The sequence below is a fragment of the Ktedonobacter sp. SOSP1-52 genome, from assembly GCF_016587395.1.
Genome location: NZ_BNJH01000006.1, coordinates 1 through 22,261 on the forward strand (window position 1 = coordinate 1; position 22,261 = coordinate 22,261).

Here is a 22,261-nt window from a genome sequence, read left to right on the forward strand (position 1 = left end):
GTCAGGCGTCCGACCGAGAGATCATACATACGGTCTAGCTGGGCATGTTCATCGATCCAGGAGCTATCGGCCACCGTCGCCAGGATCGCTGGCTCGCGGGCCGCCGCCAATAGGACAATTCCCGCGCCAAGCGAATTCCCCATCAGACCAAAATGTTTGTTCAGCAGGTCCGAGCGCCCTTTGAGGTAGCGCACAGCTCCCAGTACATCATCTGGCTCACGCGCGCCCAGGGTAATCTCCCAGCCATCGCTCGCGCCACAGCCCCGGCTATCATAGAGCAGGACATTATAGCCAGCCTGGTAGAGGAAGCGTGCATCGGGCAGCATGCCCATACGATTCTCCTTAAAGCCATGCACAAGAATGATCGTAGGTGCCTTGGGCGAGGCCAGGGCCAACCAGCCCGAGAGGTGCACCCCATCTACGGCCTGAAACTGGACATCCTGTACTGGAATACCGGCTGAGGTGGCCTGGGGCACAAAGTGACGCTTATTCTCTACAAGCGTATAGCCCCGGATGGCAGGGATAATCGCCCAGGCCAGAAATAACACAACAAGGCAGAGACCAAGCAGAATCTTGAAGATGAGAAAGGGCTTGCGTGCCCTTTTTATAGTGGTGGATATGGGTTGCGTATCCTTCTCATATATATGTTCTTTTGTCAATGCGGATGCTCTCTTTCACACTCTTATCTTATCCTTGCGACTGATCAGATTATAGCAGGCAAGCATAGACAAGAACTGTGAAGCAAGCTACAGAAATTATATGGTGATGAGATGTGCTTCCGGGTTGCTGCAAGCAACCCGGAAGCACATCTCATCACCATAGTAACAAGTGTCTACCTGGCGGGAACAGGTGTGCGCCGGGAGTCACGCATAAACCAGACGTAGCTGTCTTCCAGGCTGGGATCGAGGGCTATGGCGTCGGAGCTGGAGGGCTTCTCGCCCACAATGCGGTACTGGACGCTGTCGCCCATGTTGAGGGTCGAGACAACGGTAAAGTTGCCCTCGGGCTTCTGGCCTGGAGTGGTGACCTGCCAGACCTTGCCATGTGTCTCCTCAAGCATGCTCATGATTGTGCCCTGGAAGAGGACGTGGCCGTTCTTCATCAGGGCCAGTTGCTGGCAGGTCTGAGCGATATCCTCAATGATATGTGTGGAGAGGAGCACGGTGCGCTCGCCTGCCAGGTCTGAGAGCAGGTTGCGGAAGCGGATGCGCTCTTCGGGATCGAGGCCCGCCGTTGGCTCGTCGACGATGAGGAGCTGGGGATCATTGAGCAGGGCCTGCGCGATGCCCACGCGGCGTTTCATGCCGCCGGAGAAGGTCTTGAGCTTGCGACGCGCGACATCACTGAGCGCCACGGTCTCTAGCAGCTCGTTGACGCGTTGCTGGCGTTGCTTGCGCTCGTCAAGGCCTTTGAGGATGCCGATATAGTCCAGGAACTCGTAGGCCGAGAGATCGGGATACATCCCCAGGTCCTGGGGCAGGTAGCCCAAGACACGCTTGATGGCAGTGCGTCCACGTTCAGTGGTGCCATCATAGCTACCGATGCGAATTGAGCCCTCCGTAGCTGGCAGGATGCCCGCCAGGATGCGCATGAGTGTGGTCTTACCCGCGCCATTGGGGCCAAGCAGGCCAAACATCCCGCTGGGGATAGTCAGGTTTAGATCCTGAAGGGCATGTACGCCTCCGCGATAGACCTTGGTTAGATGCTGAATTTCTATCTGCATGATAATTATTCTCCTCAAACTATTGCTGTGCCTGTTGCCACTTCATGAGCGCTACAAGGACGATTAAGACCAGGGCCGCGAGGCCCACGAGCAGACCCAGGCTTATAAAGCCATTTACTAGAGGTACAGGGTCGTGCGAGATAAAGAGACGGTCACTACCGGGAAAAAAGGCGCGGCTAAGATTATCGCCGATCGGCGTGAGCAGGGTAGAGCTCAAGGAAGGGATTTTGGGACCGTGTAAGAGGTTGCCCCAGAACCAGTAGCCAACGAAGAGAAACTGGTAGAGCGGCACCCACATGACACGTGGGCAGGCTAGCGAGAACGCGCTAATGAAGAGCAGGCCCGGCAGGCTGACCAGGGCGAAGACGGCTACCGCCTGGGGAGCACCAGCCAGTCGCCAGTCTGAAACAGGATATACAGAACACCGAGCATATAGATGGTAAACAGAGGAAGCGCGGCGGCTCCCAGCCCACCCAGGTATTTACCAAGCAAGCGCGAAGACAGTGCATTGGGTAGAGAGGTAAAGAGTTCTTCGACCCGCGTCTTGCGGTCACGGTAGAGACGATCTGCCATCATCAGCCCGACCCCAATGGGGAGCAGGATGCTGAGAAAGTCCATCCATACCACCAGTGTCGAGGCCGCAGACTGCTTATTGATATGTTGCGCATAGGAGACGAGAGACGTGCTGCGACCCGTCGAGGCGAGAATGAGGAAGATGATGATCGCCATCGTGATCCAGAGCGCGGGACGGCGAATCTGCATACGAAACTCATAGTAGAAGGTGCCTAAAAAGCTTGTAAGCTGTTCCATCGTTTTATGCCTCACTAGAACTTTTCAACACGGCCTCAGTATTATGCGTGAGCAACCAGCCGAGGAAGAGGAGCGCCGCCGCGATGGCACACATTTGCCAGCGTGTCGTCAGCCAGGCTCCAAACGTGCTCGAAGTAACCTGTTGAATGGGAGTAAGTGATGTCGCGAAGAAGAAGACTGAATGGAGCCAATCTGTTGCCCTTAGATAGTCTTTAAAGACGAACTCCAGCAGCCAGATGGCACTGAGAATGGTTGTGCCCGCGACCCAGTTGCGCAGGAGTGCACCCAGGCAGAAGCCCGCACAGACGAACCAGACCAGGGGCGTGAGCCAACTCAGTTGCGCCAGAGGGAAGCTAAGTGCCAGTGGCAAGCTGCCCAGGTTGATATGCAGCCAGCTGAGATTTATCGCGGCGATAAAAAAGCTACTAAGTAAACCTACAAGGATAAACCAGCCAAGCAGCAGTAGCAGGCGCCGCAGTATGGTCAGATGATAGAGGCGAGGCACCGTAAGCTGGATCTCAATAGCCTGGTCATAGCTGGTAAGCATCACAGTAATAATGCCCGCTGCCAGGGGGAGAATCATCTCCAGCCCACCCATCAGGAAGCGCGGGACGAAATCACTGTAGGGTAGCAGAAATGAGAACAAACCAAAGCTAAGCATGCTCACAATAGGCGTCAGTGTAACCCTTCCTCCCATGAGCTTCAATTCATAACGCAGTCGATCAAGAGACATCGGGAACTCCATTTCTATATATAGTTGAATCTGTCTTGAGTAAGGTTGTGTTAAAAGCTTTTTAGGTTAAGAGATCAGGCGAAACGCATATTCTTGGGTGTATAGAGCAAGGCAAAGATGAGTAACAGGGCCGCTATCAGGAGCACAGCAGGCTGAGTTTGCCAGAGATCTGAGAGCGCCATATTTAGATGTGGGATGCCCTCATGAACCTGTATTGTGAGCATCTGGGTCAGCTCAAAGGCCAGGGTGGTGATAATGGCCACCAGGGAGCCTAGCAACATCGAGATGGCCAGGCTGGCCGCCGACAGCAGCAGCAGGGGACCAAGCCAGAGCTGAATGATGCTCCAGAGTGTACCGCCGTTGAGCAGGACGAGCAGCGCCGAGAAGGCCACAGCCAGGGTGAGATTATAGCCAGTTACCAGCAGCATGCGGCAGAGCAGGATCAAGCGTGGCGAAGTGGGGGTCGCCAGGGCGAACTCCAGGCCTGGATCGTGCGCGCGCCCATAGACATAAGCCATATTGATCACAGAGGCGGCAGTAATGCTGATCGCCAGCAGGTCGCGCGTTACATGGTCCTGAATAAGCACCATGTTGCCTCGTAACAGGAGCAAAGCCAGGATCATAAACAGGACTGTTGCCGAACTCGCCCAGATACTCCTGGGAAGAACGCGAATTTGTGCCCACAAGAGGCCCCAGGCATAGCGCCAGGGCTGGGAGAAGAGCCGCAGTGGTGAGACCGCAGGTAGCTTTTCTACGCGTGGTTGCTTATTGAATAGGACAAGTGCTATCTCGCGTACTTCATCGTTGTCATCCCGAAGCGCCTGGATAATGTACTCATACACAAGCGAAGAGTTTGGGCGCAAGGCTGCCAGGGCGCGCAAGACTGCGACACGCACGAGTGGATGTTCATCATGCAGAGCCTCGCCAAGCGCGGCCTCAGCGGCGGATGTGTCATGATTTGCGAGGGCCTTCGCAGCGGCGCTACGCATCTCCCACGCCGGGTGTCGGAGAGCCTCAAGCAACTCCTGCTCGCCAGGGCGCTTCGTTACATCGGAAGAAAGCAGGGCTTCTCGCTGGTTCAGGCGTTGCTGGACACCTGTCAGGAGCGAGGGGGGCGCGGCATACTGCCATGCCGTTGGTTTGCTTATGGATTTTTGTGTCTGGGCGTTCTCTGGCTCCATGACTGTTCCTCCCTCTCCTGTTCTTGGGTATCGATGCTGGCGCGCAAGAGGCGTAGCCCCCTTGAGATGGTCGATTTCACGGTTCCCATGGGTTGAGCGAGCAGCTCGGCAATCTCGCGATAACTGAGCTGTTCGAAGTAGTAGCAAGTAATCGCAACGCGGTAGCGCTCCGGTAGTCGGGCCACGAGGTCTTCTAGCTCGCGTTGTTGCTCCCAGGTCGTGCAAAGCAGTTCGGGTTGTTCCTCCTCGCGGTCAGCCGGGTTTAGCTCGGGATGCTCCTCAAGCGTCGCCAGTGGCACCAGGTGTAGCTGTGTATTGCGCCTGGAGTGGCTATAGACGTTAAAGACCACGCGATAGAGCCAGGCCTGGAGCTTGAGTGCGCGTATACGCTCGGGAGTATAATTTTCCAACGAGACATACGCGCCCACCAGAGCCTCCTGCACAATATCTTCCGCATCCTGAAAGCTGCGCGTCAGGCGTAGGGCGAAGGTATAGAGGCGATGCTGGTAATGCTCCACCACGCGCAAAAAATTGCCGTGTAGATCGCTTGCCAACAGCGCCAGTAGTTCCTGCTCGCTCTCTTCCATATCCGTCCTTCACAGAAAGAAATCATCATCTATGGGGTAGATACCAGAAAGCCCCACAAAGGTTGCATCTTTTGCGCATGGATAAGGGGTGTATGGGTGGAAACGGCAAAGCCGTTTCCACCCATACACCCCTTATCCATGCGCGCCACGCAGTGGCTACTTCTCTTCTTCTGATTGGTTGAACTGGGTGAGGACAATATAGGTGATGTTGTCCCAGGCGTTGTGGATACCGATGAAGATGAGCAGGACCGTCATCGCGCCGATGACGAACAGGGTGGGCACCGGGTATGTTGGTAGCACTATGGCTGCGACAAAGAGTGTTGTATACGCGGCGAGCGGTAGGATGGTATGGAAGATCCAGTCTTCCATAACTGGTTGATAGTCGTTTTGACGGCGCGTTCGTCGTACGATGATTATGATGTATATCATCCCTGCCACACCGGCGAGACCAAGCGGGAAGCTCATGCTCCAGAGCACCTGCCAGGGAGCAGTCATTGTCGCGGCAATAAAGAGTGCAGCACAGAAATGCACGACATTTGGCGTGCTAAATGCCGCGATAGCCTCGCCTGATCTTCTACCCCGAAGCCCTGCGATCAAGGTAATGACTATGAACATCAGTCCAGTCAGCGCGGCAGCAGAGGAACCGACGATGACGTAAAAGTTTTGCCAGGTGGGAAGCGGCGATATCACAGCCTCTTGCACTAGAGATCCCCCTTCTGTAGATAGAGATATGCTAATGATCCTTCCGCAGCATTGAGGAAGTGTACGAGGTCGAATTGAACGGCTTAAAGTAAAGAGAAACGCAAGGCATGATGTGGCTTCCCTGCGTTTCTGAGGAAGAATATTTATTGTCTTCCATATTATCACATCAGCGCTTCATGCGAAAACTAAAACGTCGTAATTGAACAGGTGCAGAGGCAGAAGCCGCTTCACATAATAATGGCCCTATAAGCATTATGAAAATCGGCCCTTGTATTAAGGCCAATATTACTCTACAGTGATGAGAAAAGAGCCTGTAATATTGTGCGATAGCATAGAGGGAGTTCTATCTATGAATTATCAGAAACAACAAGAGAGAGCGGCGCAATTTCGCCAGTTGCATCACGATGCGCCTCTGCTGGTCTTGCCAAACGTCTGGGATGCTGCGAGTGCGCGAATTATTGAGCAGGCAGGTTTCCCTGCTATTGCCACCACTAGCTCTGGAGTTGCCACTGCCCTGGGCTATAGTGATGGTCAGCACATTAGCCGAGACATGCTGATAGAGGCGCTTGCGCGGATCACACGTGTGGTCGATTGCCCAGTTACAGCGGATATTGAGGCGGGGTATGGCAACTCCATTGACGAGGTACTGCAAACCGTCAAAGCAGTGATTGAGACTGGTGTTGTAGGTATCAATATCGAAGATTCGCTCAAGCACCAGGAAAACACGCTGGCCGATATTACCTACCAGGTTGAATTGATACAGGCACTGCGTGAATTAGCGAACTCACTGGGCGTGCCCTTCGTCATCAACGCGCGTGTCGATGTGTTCTTACTCGCCATTGGTGAGCCAGAGAGCCGCTTTGAGCATGCCGTTCAGAGAGCTAATGCCTATCTGCAAGCGGGTGCCGATTGTGTCTATCCTATTGGCTTCCTTGAGCGCTCCACGATTGCTGATCTTGTCAGGGCCATCAATGGGCCCATTAACATTCTTGGTAGCTCTCCTGATCTCCCACTTCCAGTGCTTGCGCAACTCGGAGTTGCCCGCGTTAGTCTTGCCGGCAGGTTGATGCTCTCAATACTTGGGCATATGCGCACCATTGCTCGTGAGTTGCTTGAGCATGGCACCTATGAGAGCCTGCATGCCGAGGCTCTCTCAGGCACGGAGTTCAAGGCGCTTTTCTCCTAAATCGCTACAAGGCCCGGCACTCTATGATTGTGATCTCGGGGCGGCAGTCGAAGCGTACCTGGGGCTTGACCATACCTAGGCCGCGATTGGTGTACTGGAGCATGGAGCCAACCGAGTAGAGACCGGAGACGTACTTGTGTCCCAGGGGCGGCGTTCTGGGAGTGCCGACAAGAGGAATACGCACCTGCCCACCATGGGTATGGCCGGAGAGTTGGAGATCGAAGCGCTCTGTTTTAGTAGCGACATCGGCAAAATCTGGCTCATGTGCGAGCAGGATGGCGGACCCCTCCGAAGGAAGGCGCTTGACCAGGTCTGCGATGGTATCGCTGTACTCCCAGACCGAGTTGATGTATGAGGGATCTGGCCAGAGATCCTCGATGCCAACGATATGCAGCATCGCGCCATTCTCGCGCTTGATAGTGTGAAACTCATTGGTGAGATCGTTGATGCTAAGCGGTTTGATGAGAGCGCCAAGCCAGTCTGTGCCACTCCAGGCATCATGGTTGCCATAGATGGAGAAGATGCCGTCACGGGCGTGGAGGTCTCCTAAAGCCGCCAGGGGACGCGCCGCCCAGGGATAGTAGCGCGTGACAAAATCGCCAGTGATCACGATTAGGTCGGGATGTTGCGCGTTCACCTGTTTGACGATGTCGCTCAGACGCTTAAAATCCATCCAGGTATCGTCGATGTGAATGTCACTGAGCTGAGCGATGCGATAGCCATGGAAGGCGGGAGATAGGCGTGGTAAGCGGAGTGAGAGCTGAGTACAATCTATATTTGCTGGCTCAATATGCGTGCTGTAGAAGGAGGTGCTCGTCCCGAGAAGGACAGTGCCAGCGACAGTCCCGCCAGCTACTTTGAGAAATTGACGTTTATGCATATAAAATAAAACTCGCTTCACATAAATTCAAGGCGTTGATGAGAGGTTATATGAGGTTAAATCACGTTTCTATCTACATTTACCTCGTATTCTATCACAGCTATGGGGACTCAGCAGGCCATATAGTAAGTTTGGCAGTGTGATGAATAGCGAAAACGATGTGGTGTGATGGATAGGGGAAATACGCTTTCCGCTTTTGTGTATTTGGGATGTATGTATTATAGCAGAGCCTATGGCTTTTGTCTGTAATGTCGCTAACGGCACCCCGAGCGCGTACGAACATCCGCCGCCACCTACGTGGGATACTTGCAAGCCCCAAATATTCTTATAGCCCTAAAAGAGCAGGGTGAGAGAAGTGCAGGAAGCATAAATAGCGACGAATTAGAGGCGATACGTACCGAAGTGCACGACTGGAGCGAGCGCCCAGACGCCTTTGAACTGCTCATATGGCGCGAAGGCCTCGCCTGGCGCGAACAGTAGTGGGGTGACGCTACTAAAGTACGCGTCTACATATTATGCTCATAATATGTAGACGCGTACTTTAGTAGCGTCGGGCCGATGATACATTCGTCACGGAAACTGGGACTGGGGTGTGTTCGGCAGTTGGCCCTGGGGCAGCGTTGCTGGCGGGGGCGAAGAAGGTGTATCCTGCCCCTGATCTGGTGCCTGGTTCTGCTGCTGTTGATTGGTGGATTGGTTTTGCGATTGATCCTGGCTTTGGTTCTGAGGCTGATATTGGGGCTGGTATTGATCGCTGGTATTGACGGCGCTGGCGGCATCAATAATACCGGTCCCCATTTCGTTATTGGAGATGGGCGAGGCCTTGTAGTCCAGGGTCGTGTTGTAGTAAGTGCTATTAGCATCTGTAGGTAGGGGCGGAGTCGCGTTAGGATCGGTGAACTTGCTCACCGATTGATGTAACCATGAGACCAGCTCGGTAGGCGTCATATCGGGATGGGCCGCCAGGGCCAGCGCGGCTACACCAGCCACCTGGGGCGCGGCTGTTGAGGTTCCTTGCAGGTAGGCATAGCAGTTATTGCAACTCTGCCCATTGCTATCGGTTCCATAGGCGCCGAAGACGCCGGGGTTGTCGCTGGCACCAATAAGCGAGGAGCTGGCCTCCAGGCGGCTGCACTCTTTGGAGATGCAGTCGCTTGCGGGAACATTGTAGTTGCGTGCCCCACCGGGAGCCGAGAGGTCTATGCGAGGCCCATAGTTGCTGTAGTAGGCAAGCTGTTCACGTTTTGAGGAGCCATACTGACCGTATTTGGTCGTGCTGGTATCGCCCGTTCCTGTAGCGCGATTGACAGCACTCACGGCCACGACTCCTGGAATGCCTGCGGGAACCATGCGTGTGCCATGCAGGTCGGCAGTGGTCCCACCATCACCACTGGGGAGACTGCCAGCGCTGATAACGCGCCCATTCTGGTCGAGCTGGACGTGATCATTACCAGCGGCGGCAATGACGGTGGTACCGTTCTGCTTGAGATAGTCAACCATGCGTGCGAAGGCATCCCAGATGGCCTCATCGTTGCCGACGTCTTCCTGGTTGCCACAGCGAGCGGAGCCGGGGATAACGCCATCAGCGCAGATGTAGGTTCCCATCGACATATTGATGATCTGGGCGCCGACGCTATTGGCGTAATACATGCCATCGAGCAGCCAGCTTAACGCGCCGCTGCCGCAGGCGTTGAGCACACGAATGTTGATAAGCGTCGTGTTAGGAGCAATACCGCTGATCTGAGGACCATCCTTGCCCGCGATATGTGTGGCGGTCCAGGTACCGTGGCCGTCGAAGTCTTCCAGGCTGCTGGGATCATCGGTCTTGTTACAAGAGGAAGAGGCCTCAACAAAGGAGCGGCTATGATCGCGGTCATAGTTCATTCCTACGGCCTCGTGAGTTGAGAGCAGGCCTGTGTCGAGATTGGCGACACGCACTTTGGCTGAGCCCTGTGTTTTCTGCCAGGCCTGGGGAATATTCATGAAGGCCAGGTCCCACTGGAGGGGGCAGGCTTTCTGTGTGGTCGCGCACCCTTGAGAGGTAGTTGAGCTGTCAGTGCTAGATAGAGACTCGTTACGCGTAAAGGTGGTGGGTTTCTCGTCTGGCATGGCCAGAGTAAAGGTGTCGCGAGCGATGCTCTTTACTCCGGGTAGCGTGGCCAGGTCATCCCGGTTACTTGAGCGTACAACCAGCATATTCGCCTTGCTCATGTCACGCAGAATTTTATGACCATGATTGAGAAGCTGTCGGGTATCAATACGAAGTTTGGGTTGGAAGACGACGATATAATTATCCTCGCTCTGGCGGAACTCCGCGCGGGAGATAAAGGTTGGTGCGAACACGATGACCACTCCAAACACAAGTAGGGCTACGAGTGCCGGGAGAGTCAGGCGATGCCGAAAAATACGCATTACTTTGATCCTTTCGTCCAATTGCTCCCCATTATTGGCGAAAGGTGCTATTCAGGCAATAGCTTGAAGTTACAGTCTGGTTGTGAAATAGTTGCGTTTCACAATACTTTATACATTTTAAATACACTGATAAGATATTGGTGTAGTTGGCGGACAACTGCCCGCCAACTACACCAATATCTTATCCCTCTTCTTTTTCGGAGACGCCAGCCTGGGCGAAGGTAGCCATCTCGTTATGGGTGTGGAGCGCGGCCTCGAGGATGTGCATGGCGAGCACCGCGCCCGTGCCCTCGCCGAGGCGCATATTTAGATTGAGGAGGGGTTGAAGCTGAAGGTACTCAAGGATCAGGCGGTGCCCGGGTTCAACTGAGGTGTGACCGGCAAAAAGATAGTTGCGGATAGCGGGATTGAGCGCGCAGGCGGCAAGAGCGGCCGAGCTAGAGATAAAGCCATCGATCAAGACGGGAATACGGCGTGCTGTGGCGGCAATAATAACGCCGGTAAGGCCCGCGATCTCCAGGCCGCCAACCTTAGTCAGGACATCCAGAGCATCGTTGGGATCAGGCTGGTTAAGCTCAAGTGCGCGCTCGAGCACGCGAACCTTGTGCTGGCGCTGTTCGGCGCTGATGCCAGTGCCATGTCCGGTGAGGGCATCAACAGGCTGGCGCAGGAGCGTGGCACTGATAGCACTGGCGGCGGTAGTATTACCGATGCCCATCTCGCCAATCGCGATGAGATCGCAGCCCTTCTCAGCGGTGGCATCCAGGACCTCAAAGCCTACCTGAATGGCCTCAAATAGTTGCTCACGGGTTAGGGCAGGTCCCTCGGCCATATTGGCACTGCCCAGGGCTACCTTGCGCGAAATAAGTTGAGGATGTGTCAGGGGAGCGGCCACGCCGATATCGACAATGACGACCTCGGCCTGGGCCTGGCGCGCCAGGGCATTGATGGCCGCGCCCCCAGCGAGAAAGTTCAACACCATCTGAGGCGTCACCTCGGCGGGATAGGCGCTGACGCCCTCACGCGTTACCCCGTGGTCGCCTGCCATCACGATCACGCTCTTCTGCTGGATGTGTGGTAGAGGTGTACCCTGAATGCCAGCCAGGCGCACGGCTATCTCTTCGAGGCGACCAAGGCTACCCGCTGGCTTAGTAAGCTGCTGCTGACGCCGCGCAGCCTGTTGCATGGCCTCTTTATCGAGCGGCTGCACCAGCGCGAGTCGCTCCTGAATTTGCTCTATAGACATAGAAAATCCTCTCGTCATGCCTCGTAAGGACAAAACAGGTGTCTGTCAATGAGAAGCTGGATGTTTCCTTCACCGTGTCATTATAGCGCATAGTGAGGGCGCACATACAGCCATTTTCATGTTATAGTATGCGCATACACAAGAGCTTATTTGTGTATGTGTCAAAGTTCCCTTTGAGGAGGCAATAGTGGTGCGACCATTGCCATTGGAGGCCTATCGCCTGGCGGAGAAGTATCGCCTGGGTGCGCCTCAGTTTTGCTTCCGGCGCGGAGGCGTGCGTCGAACGCTTCTAAGCCTGTTATTTGCGTTGCCTGCCCTCTATGGCGGGTATCAGCTTGTCCTATACACCAGCCCGTTGCTATTCTACTATTTTGGTGACCACCAGGGCAGTCTCTACGTGCTGGGACCATTTAGGCGCTTCGACGCGGTTTTTGAGCGTGATGGAAGTGTGATTGATTTGGAGTTATGGGCGCGCTCGCACTGGAGCTACATATTTCTGCTGGTGCTGGGGGCGCTGCTTGTTGTGAGCGCAGGCGTTCTGCTGATGAATGTGATCAATCGCCTGGTCAAGCAGGAGCGAGCCTATATCTGTGCGGAGGGCTTTCTCTTGCTCAGGGGGCGCGAGAAGGTAGAGGCCGCGCTCCGCTGGGAACAGATACATGAATTGCGCTACCAGGTCGAAGAGCTTTACAGACGCTATCGCATCCCGCCAGCCAAAAGCGCCTATGTAGTAGCCACCAGCGGCAAAATGCTACGTGTGCCCATCACTGCGCTGGCAAGAATAATCAACGAGCGATTAAATATGAGGAAAGAAGCAGCTCTCAGTACATAGGGGCATATAGCCCCTATGTACTGAGAGCTGCTTCTTTCCTCATATTCTAGAGCTTACCACTGGTTCCAGTGCAGGATTTTGCTTAGCGGCTCGCGGGGGGCGGGCTTAAAGTCGGTGCCGAGGGTATAGGCGATGGGTAAGAGTGCGGCCTGCGTGATTTTGTTGTAGGGGATATCGAGGATGTCGGCGGCCTCTTTCTCATAGGTAAGGTGGAGGGTGGTCCAGGCGCTACCCAGTCCACGGGCGCGCGCGGCAAGCATAAAGCTCCAGGCGGCGGGCAGGATGGAACCCCAGATGCTGGCCTGAATGCCGCTCGGCAGGTTTTCGGTGCGGCCACGGAAGCAGGGGATGAGCATGACGGGAACCTCGTGCATATGCTCGGCCAGGTAGTCCGCCGAGTTGCCGACGCGCTCCTGCACGCGACCGCGCTCGGGATTTTTTGCGAAGGCCGTACCTGACGTGGCGGCAGTGGCCTGGCGATAGTCCTTGTAGCTGCGGCGATAAAGTTCTGCCAGGGCGGCCTTCTTCTGCGCATCATCTACCACAACGAAGTGCCAGGACTGCATATTGCTGCCAGTTGGCGCTTGGAGCGCGATCTCCAGGCATTCTTGCAGAATCTCTGGCTCAATGGGACGTGAGAAGTCGAGCCGCTTACGTACTGAGCGCGTGGTGGTGAGTAGCTGGTCGGGCGAGAGGTCGAGTAATGACATGTTCTACTCCTTCTGACGAGAAATAAAATGGATCCTTCTTGCATAGCATACTACATTGTTCAGCGTGAGTGCTGAGGCGGAGTCACCGATTCTCGTATCACCAGTTCTGTGCCTATCAGCCGGGTTATATAGGGGGCCTCGGGATTATTTGCCCGTTCGATTAACGTATGTAGGGCGATAGTTCCCATCGTAGTAGTATCGACGCGGATTGTTGTGAGAGCTGGGGTGACGTGTTGTCCCAGCTCGATGTCATCGAAGCCAATCAGTGAGACATCGCCTGGTATACGGCAGCCAGCCTCGCGTAGGGCTTTCATCGCGCCAATGGCCGTAATATCGTCTGCACAGAAGATCGCACTGAAGGTAACCTCACGCTCGAGTAAGCGTTTGCAGGCCGCGTACCCTCCCTCCATCGTAAGATTACCAGCCTCCACGAGATCAAAGTTGATGGGCACCTTGCGGTCGATGAAGGCCATACAGTAGCACATCCAGCGTTGTTGAATGGAGTAAATTTGTTGTGCAGGCGCGGGTCCGGGAAGTGTTGGGCCGCCAATAAAAGCGATTTGCTGGTGCCCCCCTTCAAAGAGATGATCCATAGCCAGCCGGGCACCCTGGAGATTATCGGGAAGGATCGTATCAATTGGTGTGGGCAGATCTGCGACATAATTGTCCACCTGGACAACCGGCGTATGTGTGGCATGAATGGCCGCGATGGTCTGAGCGTTGGCCTGTCCAACCAGGATGATGCCTCCCAGGCGCATCTCATACAGAACAGTTGTCAGCAGGGCCGGGTTGAGGTAAATATCGGTGATAGTGCGGTAGGTGATTTTAATATTTGAGGGCCGGGAAGCGCTTTCGACGCCGTGAAATATCGGCGCCCAGTAGGGGTCCATTGTGGCAGGCGTTGGCTCAATGCTTGAGCAATAGAGAAAGCCTACCTCTTTCAATATCCTGTTTTGTATACGCGGCAAGATTGCCTGTCCCCCCGTGTTCCGGTAGTAGCCCAGTTCGGCCGCTACCTTGAGGACACGTTGCCGAATCTCTTCACTGACGTTGCTGTGGTTGTTGAAGACCCGTGATACGGTCCCCACGGACACTTCAGCCAGTTTAGCGACATCCCTGGCGGTTACTGAGCTTGTCACATTCTCCTACTTTCCGGCAAAAATGATGCGCAATAAGTTCATGAAAGTATGATAAGCAAATTTCACCTCAAAGTCAATGCATGAACATAGTGTTTTGCTATTTGAGTCCAAAACATATTTTTATTAAGGATAGCAGAAGTGAATGTAGCAGATTTTATATTTTAAATAAAATGGCTTTGGAAGCAGCACGGCACTATGTATATTACTATATTTGAGAAGGGTTAATATTGACAAGAGCGTAAAAATGATACATAGTTATTTCATCATTAATATAGCGCAAGAGGTTCATTGGCGTTTTGTCTACTCTGTTTAGCTGAGCGTATTTCTCAGTCGCTTCAGGAGGTGTCTGGTGGCACACACTAATTTGCTGACGCGCAAGAGCAGAACCACGATGGCATGCCTCTCTCTGCTCATGCTGCTCTCTCTCTTGTTTGTTGCTTGTGGTGGTAGTACTACAAGCAAAAGCAACAAAAGCACATCCTTGACGATGCTGGCGAATGCCGGCGGAGATTACACACGGAACTTCAACCCTTACTCATCCAGCGTGATCAGCGGCACACCGGGTATGATCTATGAGACGTTGTTGTATTTTAATCGCCTCAATGGCGACATCAAACCCTGGCTGGCCCAGAGCTATGACCTTGCCAGCGATGCTACGAGCATTACCTTCCACTTGCGCAAAGATGTAAAGTGGTCGGATGGTCAGCCTTTTACCAGCGATGATGTCGTATTTACTCTCAATCTGATCAAGCAGAACCCCTCGATTGATGTCAGTGGTATCTCGCCTCGCTTCAAAGATGTTGTCGCACTCGATAGTAGCACCGTGAAAGTGACCTTGAACGCACCCTACTATCCCATTATCTGGTACTTAGGTGGCCAGACTTACGTTCTGCCCAAGCACGTCTGGTCCGCTGTGAAGGGAGATCCAGCGCAGTATGCCGATCCTAATCCCGTTGGCACCGGTCCCTTTGTGCTGAAATCCTTCACGCCTCAGTTGGTGACTCTGAGCAAGAATTCCAGGTTCTGGAAACCTGGTAAACCTGAGGTAAGCGAACTAAAGATTCCAGCCTATAACTCCAATACCAGTGCTGAACTGGCTCTTCAAAAGGGCGAGATCGACTGGACCAACCTCTATATTCCCGATATTGAGAAAACATACATCAAGCTCGATCCAGCGCATAACCATTACTGGTTCCCCTCCAGTGACGTGGTCATGCTCTTCATGAACATCACAAAGTACCCCTTTAACCAGCTCCCGGTGCGCCAGGCGATCAGCGATGCTATCAATCGCGACCAGTTGAATAAGGTTGGCGAGAGTGGCTATGAACCTGCCGCCAGTCCGACGCTGATCCTTCCTGCCAATAAAGACTATACGGCGCCTGAATACAATGGGCTGTCCTTTTCGGTCGATGCCGCGAAGGCGCAACAGCTATTGGAGAGCGCGGGCTTTAGCAAGGGTGGAGACGGCATTTATGCCGACAAACAGGGGAAGAAGCTGACCTTCAACCTCAATGTCGTCAGCGGCTATACCGATTGGATTACCGATTGCCAGCTTATAGCGAGTGATTTGCAGGCTATCGGCATTAAGGTGACGGTCAATACCATCGCCTTTGATGCATACTATGATGCCTTGCAGAAGGGCAACTATGACCTGGCGATGCTCTGGACCAATCCCGGTCCGACCCCCTACTACATCTTTGATGGTTTGCTCAGGAGCACTAATAGCGCGCCCAATGGCCAGGCCGCACCCTCGAACTATGAGCGCTGGAACGATCCCAATACGGATAAATTGCTGGATCAATATGCCTCATCGACCGATCCCAACGCGCAGAAACAGGCCATTCAGGCCTTGCAGAAGATCATGGTCGAGCAACTGCCCAGCATTCCCCTGACCAATGAGCCGTACTGGTATCAATACAGTACTAAGAAGTTCACGGGCTGGCCTGACGCGCAGCATCCCTATGCGGCCCCTGGCACGGCCACCTATCCAGATATCGAGTATGTTGTGCTTAATCTGCACCCGGTTGAGTAGGCATTTCGAGCTTATGGACGCTATACCAACATAGCGTTTACATACCGGGTTGGGTCGCTGATGGCCGCTCAGCCCGGTCCCCTATTGGTAGTGTTCTCTGCATGTGACAAGGCTTTTTATACGGTGATTTTTTCATCTAGAAGGGGGCAGGCATGCGCCATATGCTTCGCCGTATTATCTTCTACATCCTGGCCCTGTGGGCATCAGTCACGCTCAATTTTCTCATTCCACATCTCTCGCCAGGCAATCCAGCCAGCGCTATGATGTCACGCATGCGTGGTAAGTTGTCGCCGCAGGCCCAGCACGCATTGGAGATCTCTTTGGGCGTCAACCATGACTCGCTCTGGTCGCAATACGGACAATATATAAACAACCTGATGCATGGAAATCTAGGGACGTCCATTACCTACCTGCCGACTCCAGTCTCTGAGGTGATCATGCAAGAGCTGCCCTGGACGCTGGTCCTGGTGGGGACGGCCCTCGTTATCAGCTTTGTTATTGGTACATTACTGGGCATCATCGTTGTTTGGCGGCGTGGCTCGCTGATGGACGTGGTACTCTCGCCCTTCTTTACTTTTATCTCGGCAATCCCCTATTTCTGGCTAGCACTGGTGCTGCTCTATGTGCTTGGCTCTCAGCTGAACTGGTTTCCCATTCATGGCGGCTATGACTCGGACGTAGCCGATCCAGGCTGGAACCTCGATTTTATCCTGAGTGCGGCCTGGTACGCCGTTCTTCCCGCCTTGACGATTATTATTGGCTCGCTGGCGGGCTGGCTGTTGGGTATGCGTAATGCCATGGTTACGACGCTGGCTGAGGACTATGTGCTGATGGCGGAGGCCAAAGGTCTCTCACCCTGGCGGGTCATGTTCTCTTATGCCGCCCGCAACGCCATTCTACCCAATATTACTGCCTTTGCGCTCTCGCTGGGATTTGTCGTTAGCGGCTCGCTCTTGACCGAGATTGTCTTCTCCTATCCTGGGATTGGCTTTGCCATCTTGCAGGCAGTGGATAACCTGGATTACGCGCTCTTGCAGGGAATTTTCCTGGTAATTACGGTGGCCGTGCTGGCGGCGAATCTCATGGCGGATGCGCTCTATGTTGTGCTCGACCCACGTGTGCGCATAAGTAGAAGCTAGAGAGGGAAATGTATATGCAGGTAACAACGAGTGAAACGGCGACCGGACCCTCGGCTCGAAGCTTGCGCTTGAGTGACCTCTGGCGCCTTCTGACGCAGAATCGCAAGGTAAGTTTTGGCCTGATTGTGTTGGGTTTCTTCTTACTCCTGGCGATTGTGGGACCTCTCATTGTGCCGCAGGATCCCAATGCTTTTAGCCCGGATCGCCTGGCATCGCCTTCAGCCTCCCACTGGCTGGGAACAACCCAGACAGGACAGGATGTGCTGGCACAGGTGATTGTCGGGACGCGTATCTCCGTCTTCATGGGCATAGCTATTGGCGTTATGACCATGCTTATTTCTATCGTAATTGGGCTGGCCTCAGGCTATTATGGTGGTTGGGTAGATGAAATTCTCTCAATGATCACGAATATCTTTCTCGTGCTTCCTACTCTGCCCCTGGCGATCCTGCTGGCGGCTTTTATTGCCTATAAAGGGCCATTGACCATCGTTATCGTGCTCACGGTTACTGGCTGGTCCTGGGGAGCGCGGGTCCTGCGTGCCCAGACGCTCTCGATGCGCAGTCGTGAGTGTATAGAATCAGCGCGTGCCAGTGGTGAGAGTGACTGGCGCATTATTTTTTATGAGATCTTGCCTAATGAGATCGCCATTGTGGCCGCGCAACTACTGGGTACCATTATCTACGCTATTCTTGCGGAGACAGGTCTGGAGTTCCTGGGCCTGGGCGATATCACGGCTGTGAGCTGGGGAACGATGCTCTACTGGGCTGGGAACAATGATGCTCTGTTATTGGGTGCATGGTGGTGGTTTCTGCCGCCGGGCCTCTGTATCGCCCTGCTGGGTGCGGGCCTCACCTTTATCAACTTTGGCATTGACGAGATCGCCAATCCACGCCTGCGAGGCAAAAGAAAACAGAAGAGGCTAGAGAACGACAAGAGGTCTGCCACGTCGCCCGAGTTCAATGAGGCACAAATCCCAGTTGAGCAGGCATAACACGACTTCTGGGGGAACACACAAAGTTCGGTAGGGACGCGCTAAAGCTGATCCCTACCGAACTTTGTGATGTCTTTAGCAGAGGCGTAGCATGCTTTGATAAAGCACTAGAGATGAGCATATGAAAAGGCCTTGCCACCTCGCGGCAAGGCCTGAAAGAGAAGAAATGCTAGTTTATAAGCTAGAAATTACAAACTAGAAGGCTCCGGTTCCATTGGGTGTACCCAGGCCAGTGGGTCCATCGTAACCAGTACCGGCTGTGCAGAGGTAGGAACCGCCGCAGCTGCCATTGCTACCACTGGTCACATCAAAGAGGCTGCCGGTGTTGCTATAGAGAGAAGAAGCGGCGTTGACGGTGCTGGCATTACCGGCCAGAGCATAAACGCTAGCGATAATGGGCGAAGAAACGCTGGTACCGCCAAAGACGAGCCAGCCGCCGACATTCCCATAGGTGTCGTAGACTGAGACGCCAGTGTTTGGATCGGCAACCGCCGATACATCGGCGATGGTGCGCCTGGAGCAGCCAGTATCTTTCTGCCAGCTTGGCTTGGAGATGTAGGCGCTGCATCCGCTGCCTGCGCCGTTCCAGGCCGTTTCAGTCCAGCCACGGCTATTGCTGCTCTTGCTGAGCGAGGTACCACCAACCGCAACAACGGTGTTGTAGGCTGCGGGAACCTGTGCGCCATAGCCGCTATCACCAGAGCTGGCGGTGATAATATGGCCGGGATGGTTGTAGTACGAGGCGTAGGACGATTCGCCACTGGACTCGCTGCCACCGTAGCTATTGCTGACAGTATTAGCACCCAGGCTAATAGCTGTGTTTACAGCTGTGCCCAGGTTGGCGAATGAAGAGGATTTGGCCTCGACCAGCAGGATGTGGCAGTTAGGACAGATGGCGCTGACCATATCCAGGTCGAGGGAGATCTCCTCAGCCCAGCCACTATTGGCGCGAGGATACGAGGTGCCACCAGTTTGGTTGACCTTCCTGAAGCAGCCATTAGCTGTGGTACAGGCGGGGAGACCAAAATGTGAGCGATAGACGGCCAGGTCCGACTCCGCGTTAGGATCGTCGTAAGCATCGACGATGGCGACGGTCTGCCCGCTGCCCGCGCTGGCGGATGGCAGCTTGTACGCCGACTGAAGATCGGCAGGATTGTAACCGGAGGGACTACTAGCATTGGGCTTCACACCGCTGGTGTTGGCATCAATCTGGATGGCGTTACATTGCGCGAGGTCAACCACTTTAATGCCACAAACACTATGGTAGCGGAGTTTGGATGGGTGCTGCTGAGCAAATACGTCACTGGTGCTAAAGCTGAGCAGCATAAAGGAAAGTAGGGTTGCGATGCTGAAGAGACTGATAAGTCTTTTCAATGTGCCTTCCTTTCGCTAATGCGAATTCCTCTTTCAGCAAGAGAGCTTTTCTGTGGGCGAGCAGCTTTCTTGCCTGCGAAACGTCCTTTTTCGCGCGAAGAATGCATCAAACACAATGCAAAGAGGTTCTTTAGAAGAAATGGCACATAAAAGTCGCGAGGTGACTTCCATGTCTGGCACAAACATTTCCTCTCCTAAGAAAAGGCACAAGATATTCGATGCAGTAATTGCGACATTACCACAAAGAATTGTGTCTTAGATAGAAGTATAAATATATATTGATTATTGTCAAGTAAAAAGTGTTAAAGGAATTAACCTGATTCTAATCTTTTTTAACAGATGCAAGAAGTCGTCATGCAGTTTATGAGGACTTACGTACAACACGTAAGTCCTCATAAACTGCATGAGCACGTATGTGCTAGACACTCCAGTCCAGTTTGCGGTTGACGAACCAGAAGGCAATGACGGTGAGACCAGCCATGACGCCTATATCGATGAGGAGCTGGTTGGTGATGGGTCCCAGTAAGACCTGGCGCAGGGCTGAGGCCGCGTAAGTTGCCGGGCTAAAGCGCCCAATGAAGATCATAAAGGGCGGGAGGTGGTCGGGTGGAATGACTACGGGACCGAGGGCAAGTAGCACCAGCGTCAGGATATAGCTGAAGGCGTTAGCGGTCTCGGGCGTGCGCATGCGAGCACCTATCAGCGCCCCAATGGCGGAGAAAGGCAGTGTACACAGGGGTAGCACGATGAGCAGCAAGGGACTGATCTGGAGGTGTACGCCCAGGATCAGCGTGCCGCCGATGATCGTCACCAGGAGAGAGGGGAGCGAGAGGAGGAGGAAAGCCGCCAGGATGGCCAGAATCAGGATATAGCGCCGGATGGGAAGGGTTGCGAAATAGTCGAGTGTTCCATGCTCGCGCATAAAGAAGACATGCCCGTTCACGTTATTCATGTTGTTGAAGAGGACAGCCAGGACAATATTGCCGACCAGGACATAGCTCAGCGAGAGCGAGCCAGAATCGCGGGCGAAGGTGCCAAGAGCCGTAATACTCAGTAACGGTGAGATCATGCCCAGGGTGATAAGCGAGCGCCAGGACCAGCGCCAGTTGGTCAGCTCAATCAAGAATACGTCGAGGAATTGCGTGAGCAGCGAGGGCGCGCGGCGCTCACTGGGCAGCGTTTGTGGTAGCTGGATGTTTTGTGACATAGTGCAGGTAAATATCCTCCAGTGTCGCGGAATACAGGTGGAAGTCGTCAATAGTATGCAGGGGAAGGGCATCAATGACCGCGCCAGCCTCGTGGCGCTCTAAGAGCACGAGCCAGCGTCCAGGCGCGAGCTCGTTGTATTGCAGGTGTGCTGACAGTGATGGCGGAGACTCAGCCGGAAAGAAGAGCTCCAGGCGCATCTTCTCGCCAACCTCGCGCTTAAGCTCAGCCAGGGGACCCATAGCCACGAAACTGCCCTGGCGCATAATGCCCACGCGTTGTACGGTCTTCTCGGCCTCGATGGCATCGTGTGTGATAAAGATAATCGTCGTGCCATACGCGCTATTCAGGTGGCGCAGCACATCCCAGACCAGCTTGCGCTTCTGGGGATCGAGATCGTTTGTGGGTTCGTCGAGGATCAGAATGGGTGGACGCGCGGTGGTGGCGACGGCGAGGCGCAGGATACGCTTCTGACCGCCTGAGAGCCTGGGGCTATATTTATCGCGCAACTCCTCGATCTGCCAGAGCTTGAGCAACTCGTCGCGTTCGCGGCGTGCATCTGATCGGCTCATTCCGCGCAAATGGGCCGTAAAGTAGAGGGCCTCGCTCACACTCATATTATTGAGGGCCTCGCTATCCTGGGGCATATAGCCAACATATTGCGCGATGAGATAGGGATGCTGACAAATATCCCTGCCATAGAGCGTGATCTGACCCGAAGTGCTGCGTTGCAGGTTAACCATCTGGCGTACCAGCGTCGTCTTGCCCGCGCCGTTGCTGCCCAGAATACCAAAGATCTCACCCTGCTCAATCGCCAGGTTAATATCCTTATTCGCTGGCTGCTCCTGCCCTGGATACTGCTTGACCAGGTCATGAACAACATATACTGAATCACTCATGCATATTACTTTCATTCTTAATGGTCGACATTATTATTACACGCGGGACTGACGGTGCATAATGCGTAGGGTTTTCCAGAAGATACACGCAGAGAACCGCACTGTCAAGCGGGGCTGTATAGAAACCAGGGCTTTCCAGCTCTCATACATATGGAGCCCTTCGCGCCCACACCCACTTCCCCCGAGGCGAGCGTAGCGAGCCGAGGCAAGAAGCAGATGAGAATGGGAAGTGATGTGAGCAAACTCACAGAAAATTTATGAAGTGGCGCATTGAGGCGCGTGAGCGTTTAGTACATACTATGTATTAGTGATTCATTATGTTTCTTTGAATACTTTTCCTCTTATCGTTCGTGTTGATACCTGAAGGTTTTCTGATCCTATCGGTTGTTTATTGGGGGGTATGGAATGACAAATTTAAATTATGGTGGCTCCAATGCTAAACATGCTATATATGTTTTCTTGATCGCTTTTACTGTTG

21 protein-coding genes are annotated in these 22,261 nt (G+C 53.9%); 5 read left to right on the plus strand and 16 right to left on the minus strand.

Going from position 1 to position 22,261, the window contains the following annotated elements; all coding sequences use genetic code 11:
• The 8 genes from JMJ16_RS45215 to JMJ16_RS45250 form a co-directional block, all read right to left on the minus strand.
• The coding region (locus tag JMJ16_RS45215; RefSeq protein WP_201392355.1) for an alpha/beta hydrolase at positions 1 to 659 on the minus strand (659 nt) is incomplete at its 3' end.
• A 173-nt stretch (positions 660 to 832) separates the two neighbouring features.
• Complete coding sequence (locus JMJ16_RS45220; RefSeq protein WP_201392356.1) at positions 833 to 1,723, minus strand: ABC transporter ATP-binding protein; 891 nt, start codon at positions 1,721 to 1,723, stop codon at positions 833 to 835.
• Between the two features lie 19 nt (positions 1,724 to 1,742).
• Complete coding sequence (locus JMJ16_RS45225; RefSeq protein ID WP_201392357.1) at positions 1,743 to 2,015, minus strand: hypothetical protein; 273 nt, start codon at positions 2,013 to 2,015, stop codon at positions 1,743 to 1,745.
• Between the two features lie 77 nt (positions 2,016 to 2,092).
• Positions 2,093 to 2,533: a hypothetical protein gene (locus JMJ16_RS45230; protein WP_201392358.1), complete on the minus strand. Its 441-nt coding sequence runs from the start codon at positions 2,531 to 2,533 to the stop codon at positions 2,093 to 2,095.
• A gap of 4 nt (positions 2,534 to 2,537) precedes the next feature.
• Positions 2,538 to 3,266: a hypothetical protein gene (locus JMJ16_RS45235; RefSeq protein WP_201392359.1), complete on the minus strand. Its 729-nt coding sequence runs from the start codon at positions 3,264 to 3,266 to the stop codon at positions 2,538 to 2,540.
• Between the two features lie 74 nt (positions 3,267 to 3,340).
• Positions 3,341 to 4,447 carry a HEAT repeat domain-containing protein gene (locus JMJ16_RS45240; RefSeq protein ID WP_201392360.1) on the minus strand — a complete coding sequence of 369 codons (1,107 nt, stop codon included), beginning with the start codon at positions 4,445 to 4,447 and terminating at the stop codon, positions 3,341 to 3,343.
• Entirely contained in the window at positions 4,411 to 5,034 is a 624-nt protein-coding gene (locus JMJ16_RS45245; protein ID WP_201392361.1) for an RNA polymerase sigma factor, read from the minus strand. The genes JMJ16_RS45240 and JMJ16_RS45245 overlap by 37 nt, the downstream gene beginning before the upstream one ends.
• Positions 5,035 to 5,190: 156 nt before the next feature.
• Positions 5,191 to 5,736, minus strand: a complete 546-nt coding sequence (locus tag JMJ16_RS45250) for a hypothetical protein (RefSeq protein ID WP_201392362.1) — start codon at positions 5,734 to 5,736, stop codon at positions 5,191 to 5,193.
• Between the two features lie 349 nt (positions 5,737 to 6,085).
• Between JMJ16_RS45250 and JMJ16_RS45255 the strand changes: the two genes are divergently transcribed.
• Positions 6,086 to 6,922 carry an isocitrate lyase/phosphoenolpyruvate mutase family protein gene (locus tag JMJ16_RS45255; protein WP_201392363.1) on the plus strand — a complete coding sequence of 279 codons (837 nt, stop codon included), beginning with the start codon at positions 6,086 to 6,088 and terminating at the stop codon, positions 6,920 to 6,922.
• 4 nt (positions 6,923 to 6,926) lie between these two features.
• On the opposite strand, the gene JMJ16_RS45260 is transcribed toward JMJ16_RS45255, so the two are convergent.
• From JMJ16_RS45260 to cobT, 3 genes are all read right to left on the minus strand, one after another.
• Positions 6,927 to 7,802: a metallophosphoesterase gene (locus JMJ16_RS45260; protein ID WP_201392364.1), complete on the minus strand. Its 876-nt coding sequence runs from the start codon at positions 7,800 to 7,802 to the stop codon at positions 6,927 to 6,929.
• Positions 7,803 to 8,372: 570 nt separating this feature from the next.
• Positions 8,373 to 10,214, minus strand: a complete 1,842-nt coding sequence (locus tag JMJ16_RS45265) for a S8 family serine peptidase (RefSeq protein WP_201392365.1) — start codon at positions 10,212 to 10,214, stop codon at positions 8,373 to 8,375.
• A 181-nt stretch (positions 10,215 to 10,395) separates the two neighbouring features.
• Complete coding sequence (cobT, locus tag JMJ16_RS45270) at positions 10,396 to 11,454, minus strand: nicotinate-nucleotide--dimethylbenzimidazole phosphoribosyltransferase (protein WP_374229181.1); 1,059 nt, start codon at positions 11,452 to 11,454, stop codon at positions 10,396 to 10,398.
• Positions 11,455 to 11,647: 193 nt separating this feature from the next.
• On the opposite strand from cobT, the gene JMJ16_RS45275 reads away from it, so the two are divergent.
• Positions 11,648 to 12,292 (plus strand): hypothetical protein, encoded by a 645-nt coding sequence (locus tag JMJ16_RS45275; protein WP_201392367.1) that lies wholly within the window; start codon positions 11,648 to 11,650, stop codon positions 12,290 to 12,292.
• A 53-nt stretch (positions 12,293 to 12,345) separates the two neighbouring features.
• Here the strand turns inward: JMJ16_RS45275 and JMJ16_RS45280 are convergent, their stop codons facing one another.
• Together JMJ16_RS45280 and JMJ16_RS45285 are read right to left on the minus strand one after the other, a co-directional pair.
• Positions 12,346 to 13,002 (minus strand): nitroreductase family protein, encoded by a 657-nt coding sequence (locus JMJ16_RS45280; RefSeq protein ID WP_201392368.1) that lies wholly within the window; start codon positions 13,000 to 13,002, stop codon positions 12,346 to 12,348.
• A 59-nt stretch (positions 13,003 to 13,061) separates the two neighbouring features.
• Complete coding sequence (locus JMJ16_RS45285; protein ID WP_201392369.1) at positions 13,062 to 14,141, minus strand: LacI family DNA-binding transcriptional regulator; 1,080 nt, start codon at positions 14,139 to 14,141, stop codon at positions 13,062 to 13,064.
• A 349-nt stretch (positions 14,142 to 14,490) separates the two neighbouring features.
• Between JMJ16_RS45285 and JMJ16_RS45290 the strand changes: the two genes are divergently transcribed.
• The 3 genes from JMJ16_RS45290 (at position 14,491) to JMJ16_RS45300 (ending at position 18,304) form a co-directional block, all read left to right on the plus strand.
• On the plus strand, positions 14,491 to 16,173 hold the full coding sequence (locus JMJ16_RS45290; RefSeq protein ID WP_201392370.1) for an ABC transporter substrate-binding protein: 1,683 nt from the start codon (positions 14,491 to 14,493) through the stop codon (positions 16,171 to 16,173).
• A 152-nt stretch (positions 16,174 to 16,325) separates the two neighbouring features.
• Positions 16,326 to 17,312 (plus strand): ABC transporter permease, encoded by a 987-nt coding sequence (locus tag JMJ16_RS45295; RefSeq protein ID WP_007919456.1) that lies wholly within the window; start codon positions 16,326 to 16,328, stop codon positions 17,310 to 17,312.
• 14 nt (positions 17,313 to 17,326) lie between these two features.
• Positions 17,327 to 18,304, plus strand: coding sequence for an ABC transporter permease (locus tag JMJ16_RS45300; RefSeq protein ID WP_201392371.1), 978 nt, complete (start codon positions 17,327 to 17,329; stop codon positions 18,302 to 18,304).
• Positions 18,305 to 18,499: 195 nt separating this feature from the next.
• On the opposite strand, the gene JMJ16_RS45305 is transcribed toward JMJ16_RS45300, so the two are convergent.
• The 3 genes from JMJ16_RS45305 to JMJ16_RS45315 form a co-directional block, all read right to left on the minus strand.
• Complete coding sequence (locus tag JMJ16_RS45305) at positions 18,500 to 19,678, minus strand: peptidase S8 (RefSeq protein WP_201392372.1); 1,179 nt, start codon at positions 19,676 to 19,678, stop codon at positions 18,500 to 18,502.
• Positions 19,679 to 20,096: 418 nt separating this feature from the next.
• A complete protein-coding gene (locus tag JMJ16_RS45310; protein WP_201392374.1) occupies positions 20,097 to 20,885 on the minus strand; it encodes an ABC transporter permease in 789 nt (262 codons plus the stop codon).
• Positions 20,845 to 21,783 carry an ABC transporter ATP-binding protein gene (locus JMJ16_RS45315; RefSeq protein WP_236602009.1) on the minus strand — a complete coding sequence of 313 codons (939 nt, stop codon included), beginning with the start codon at positions 21,781 to 21,783 and terminating at the stop codon, positions 20,845 to 20,847. The genes JMJ16_RS45310 and JMJ16_RS45315 overlap by 41 nt, the downstream gene beginning before the upstream one ends.
• Between the last annotated feature and the right edge of the window lie 478 nt (positions 21,784 to 22,261).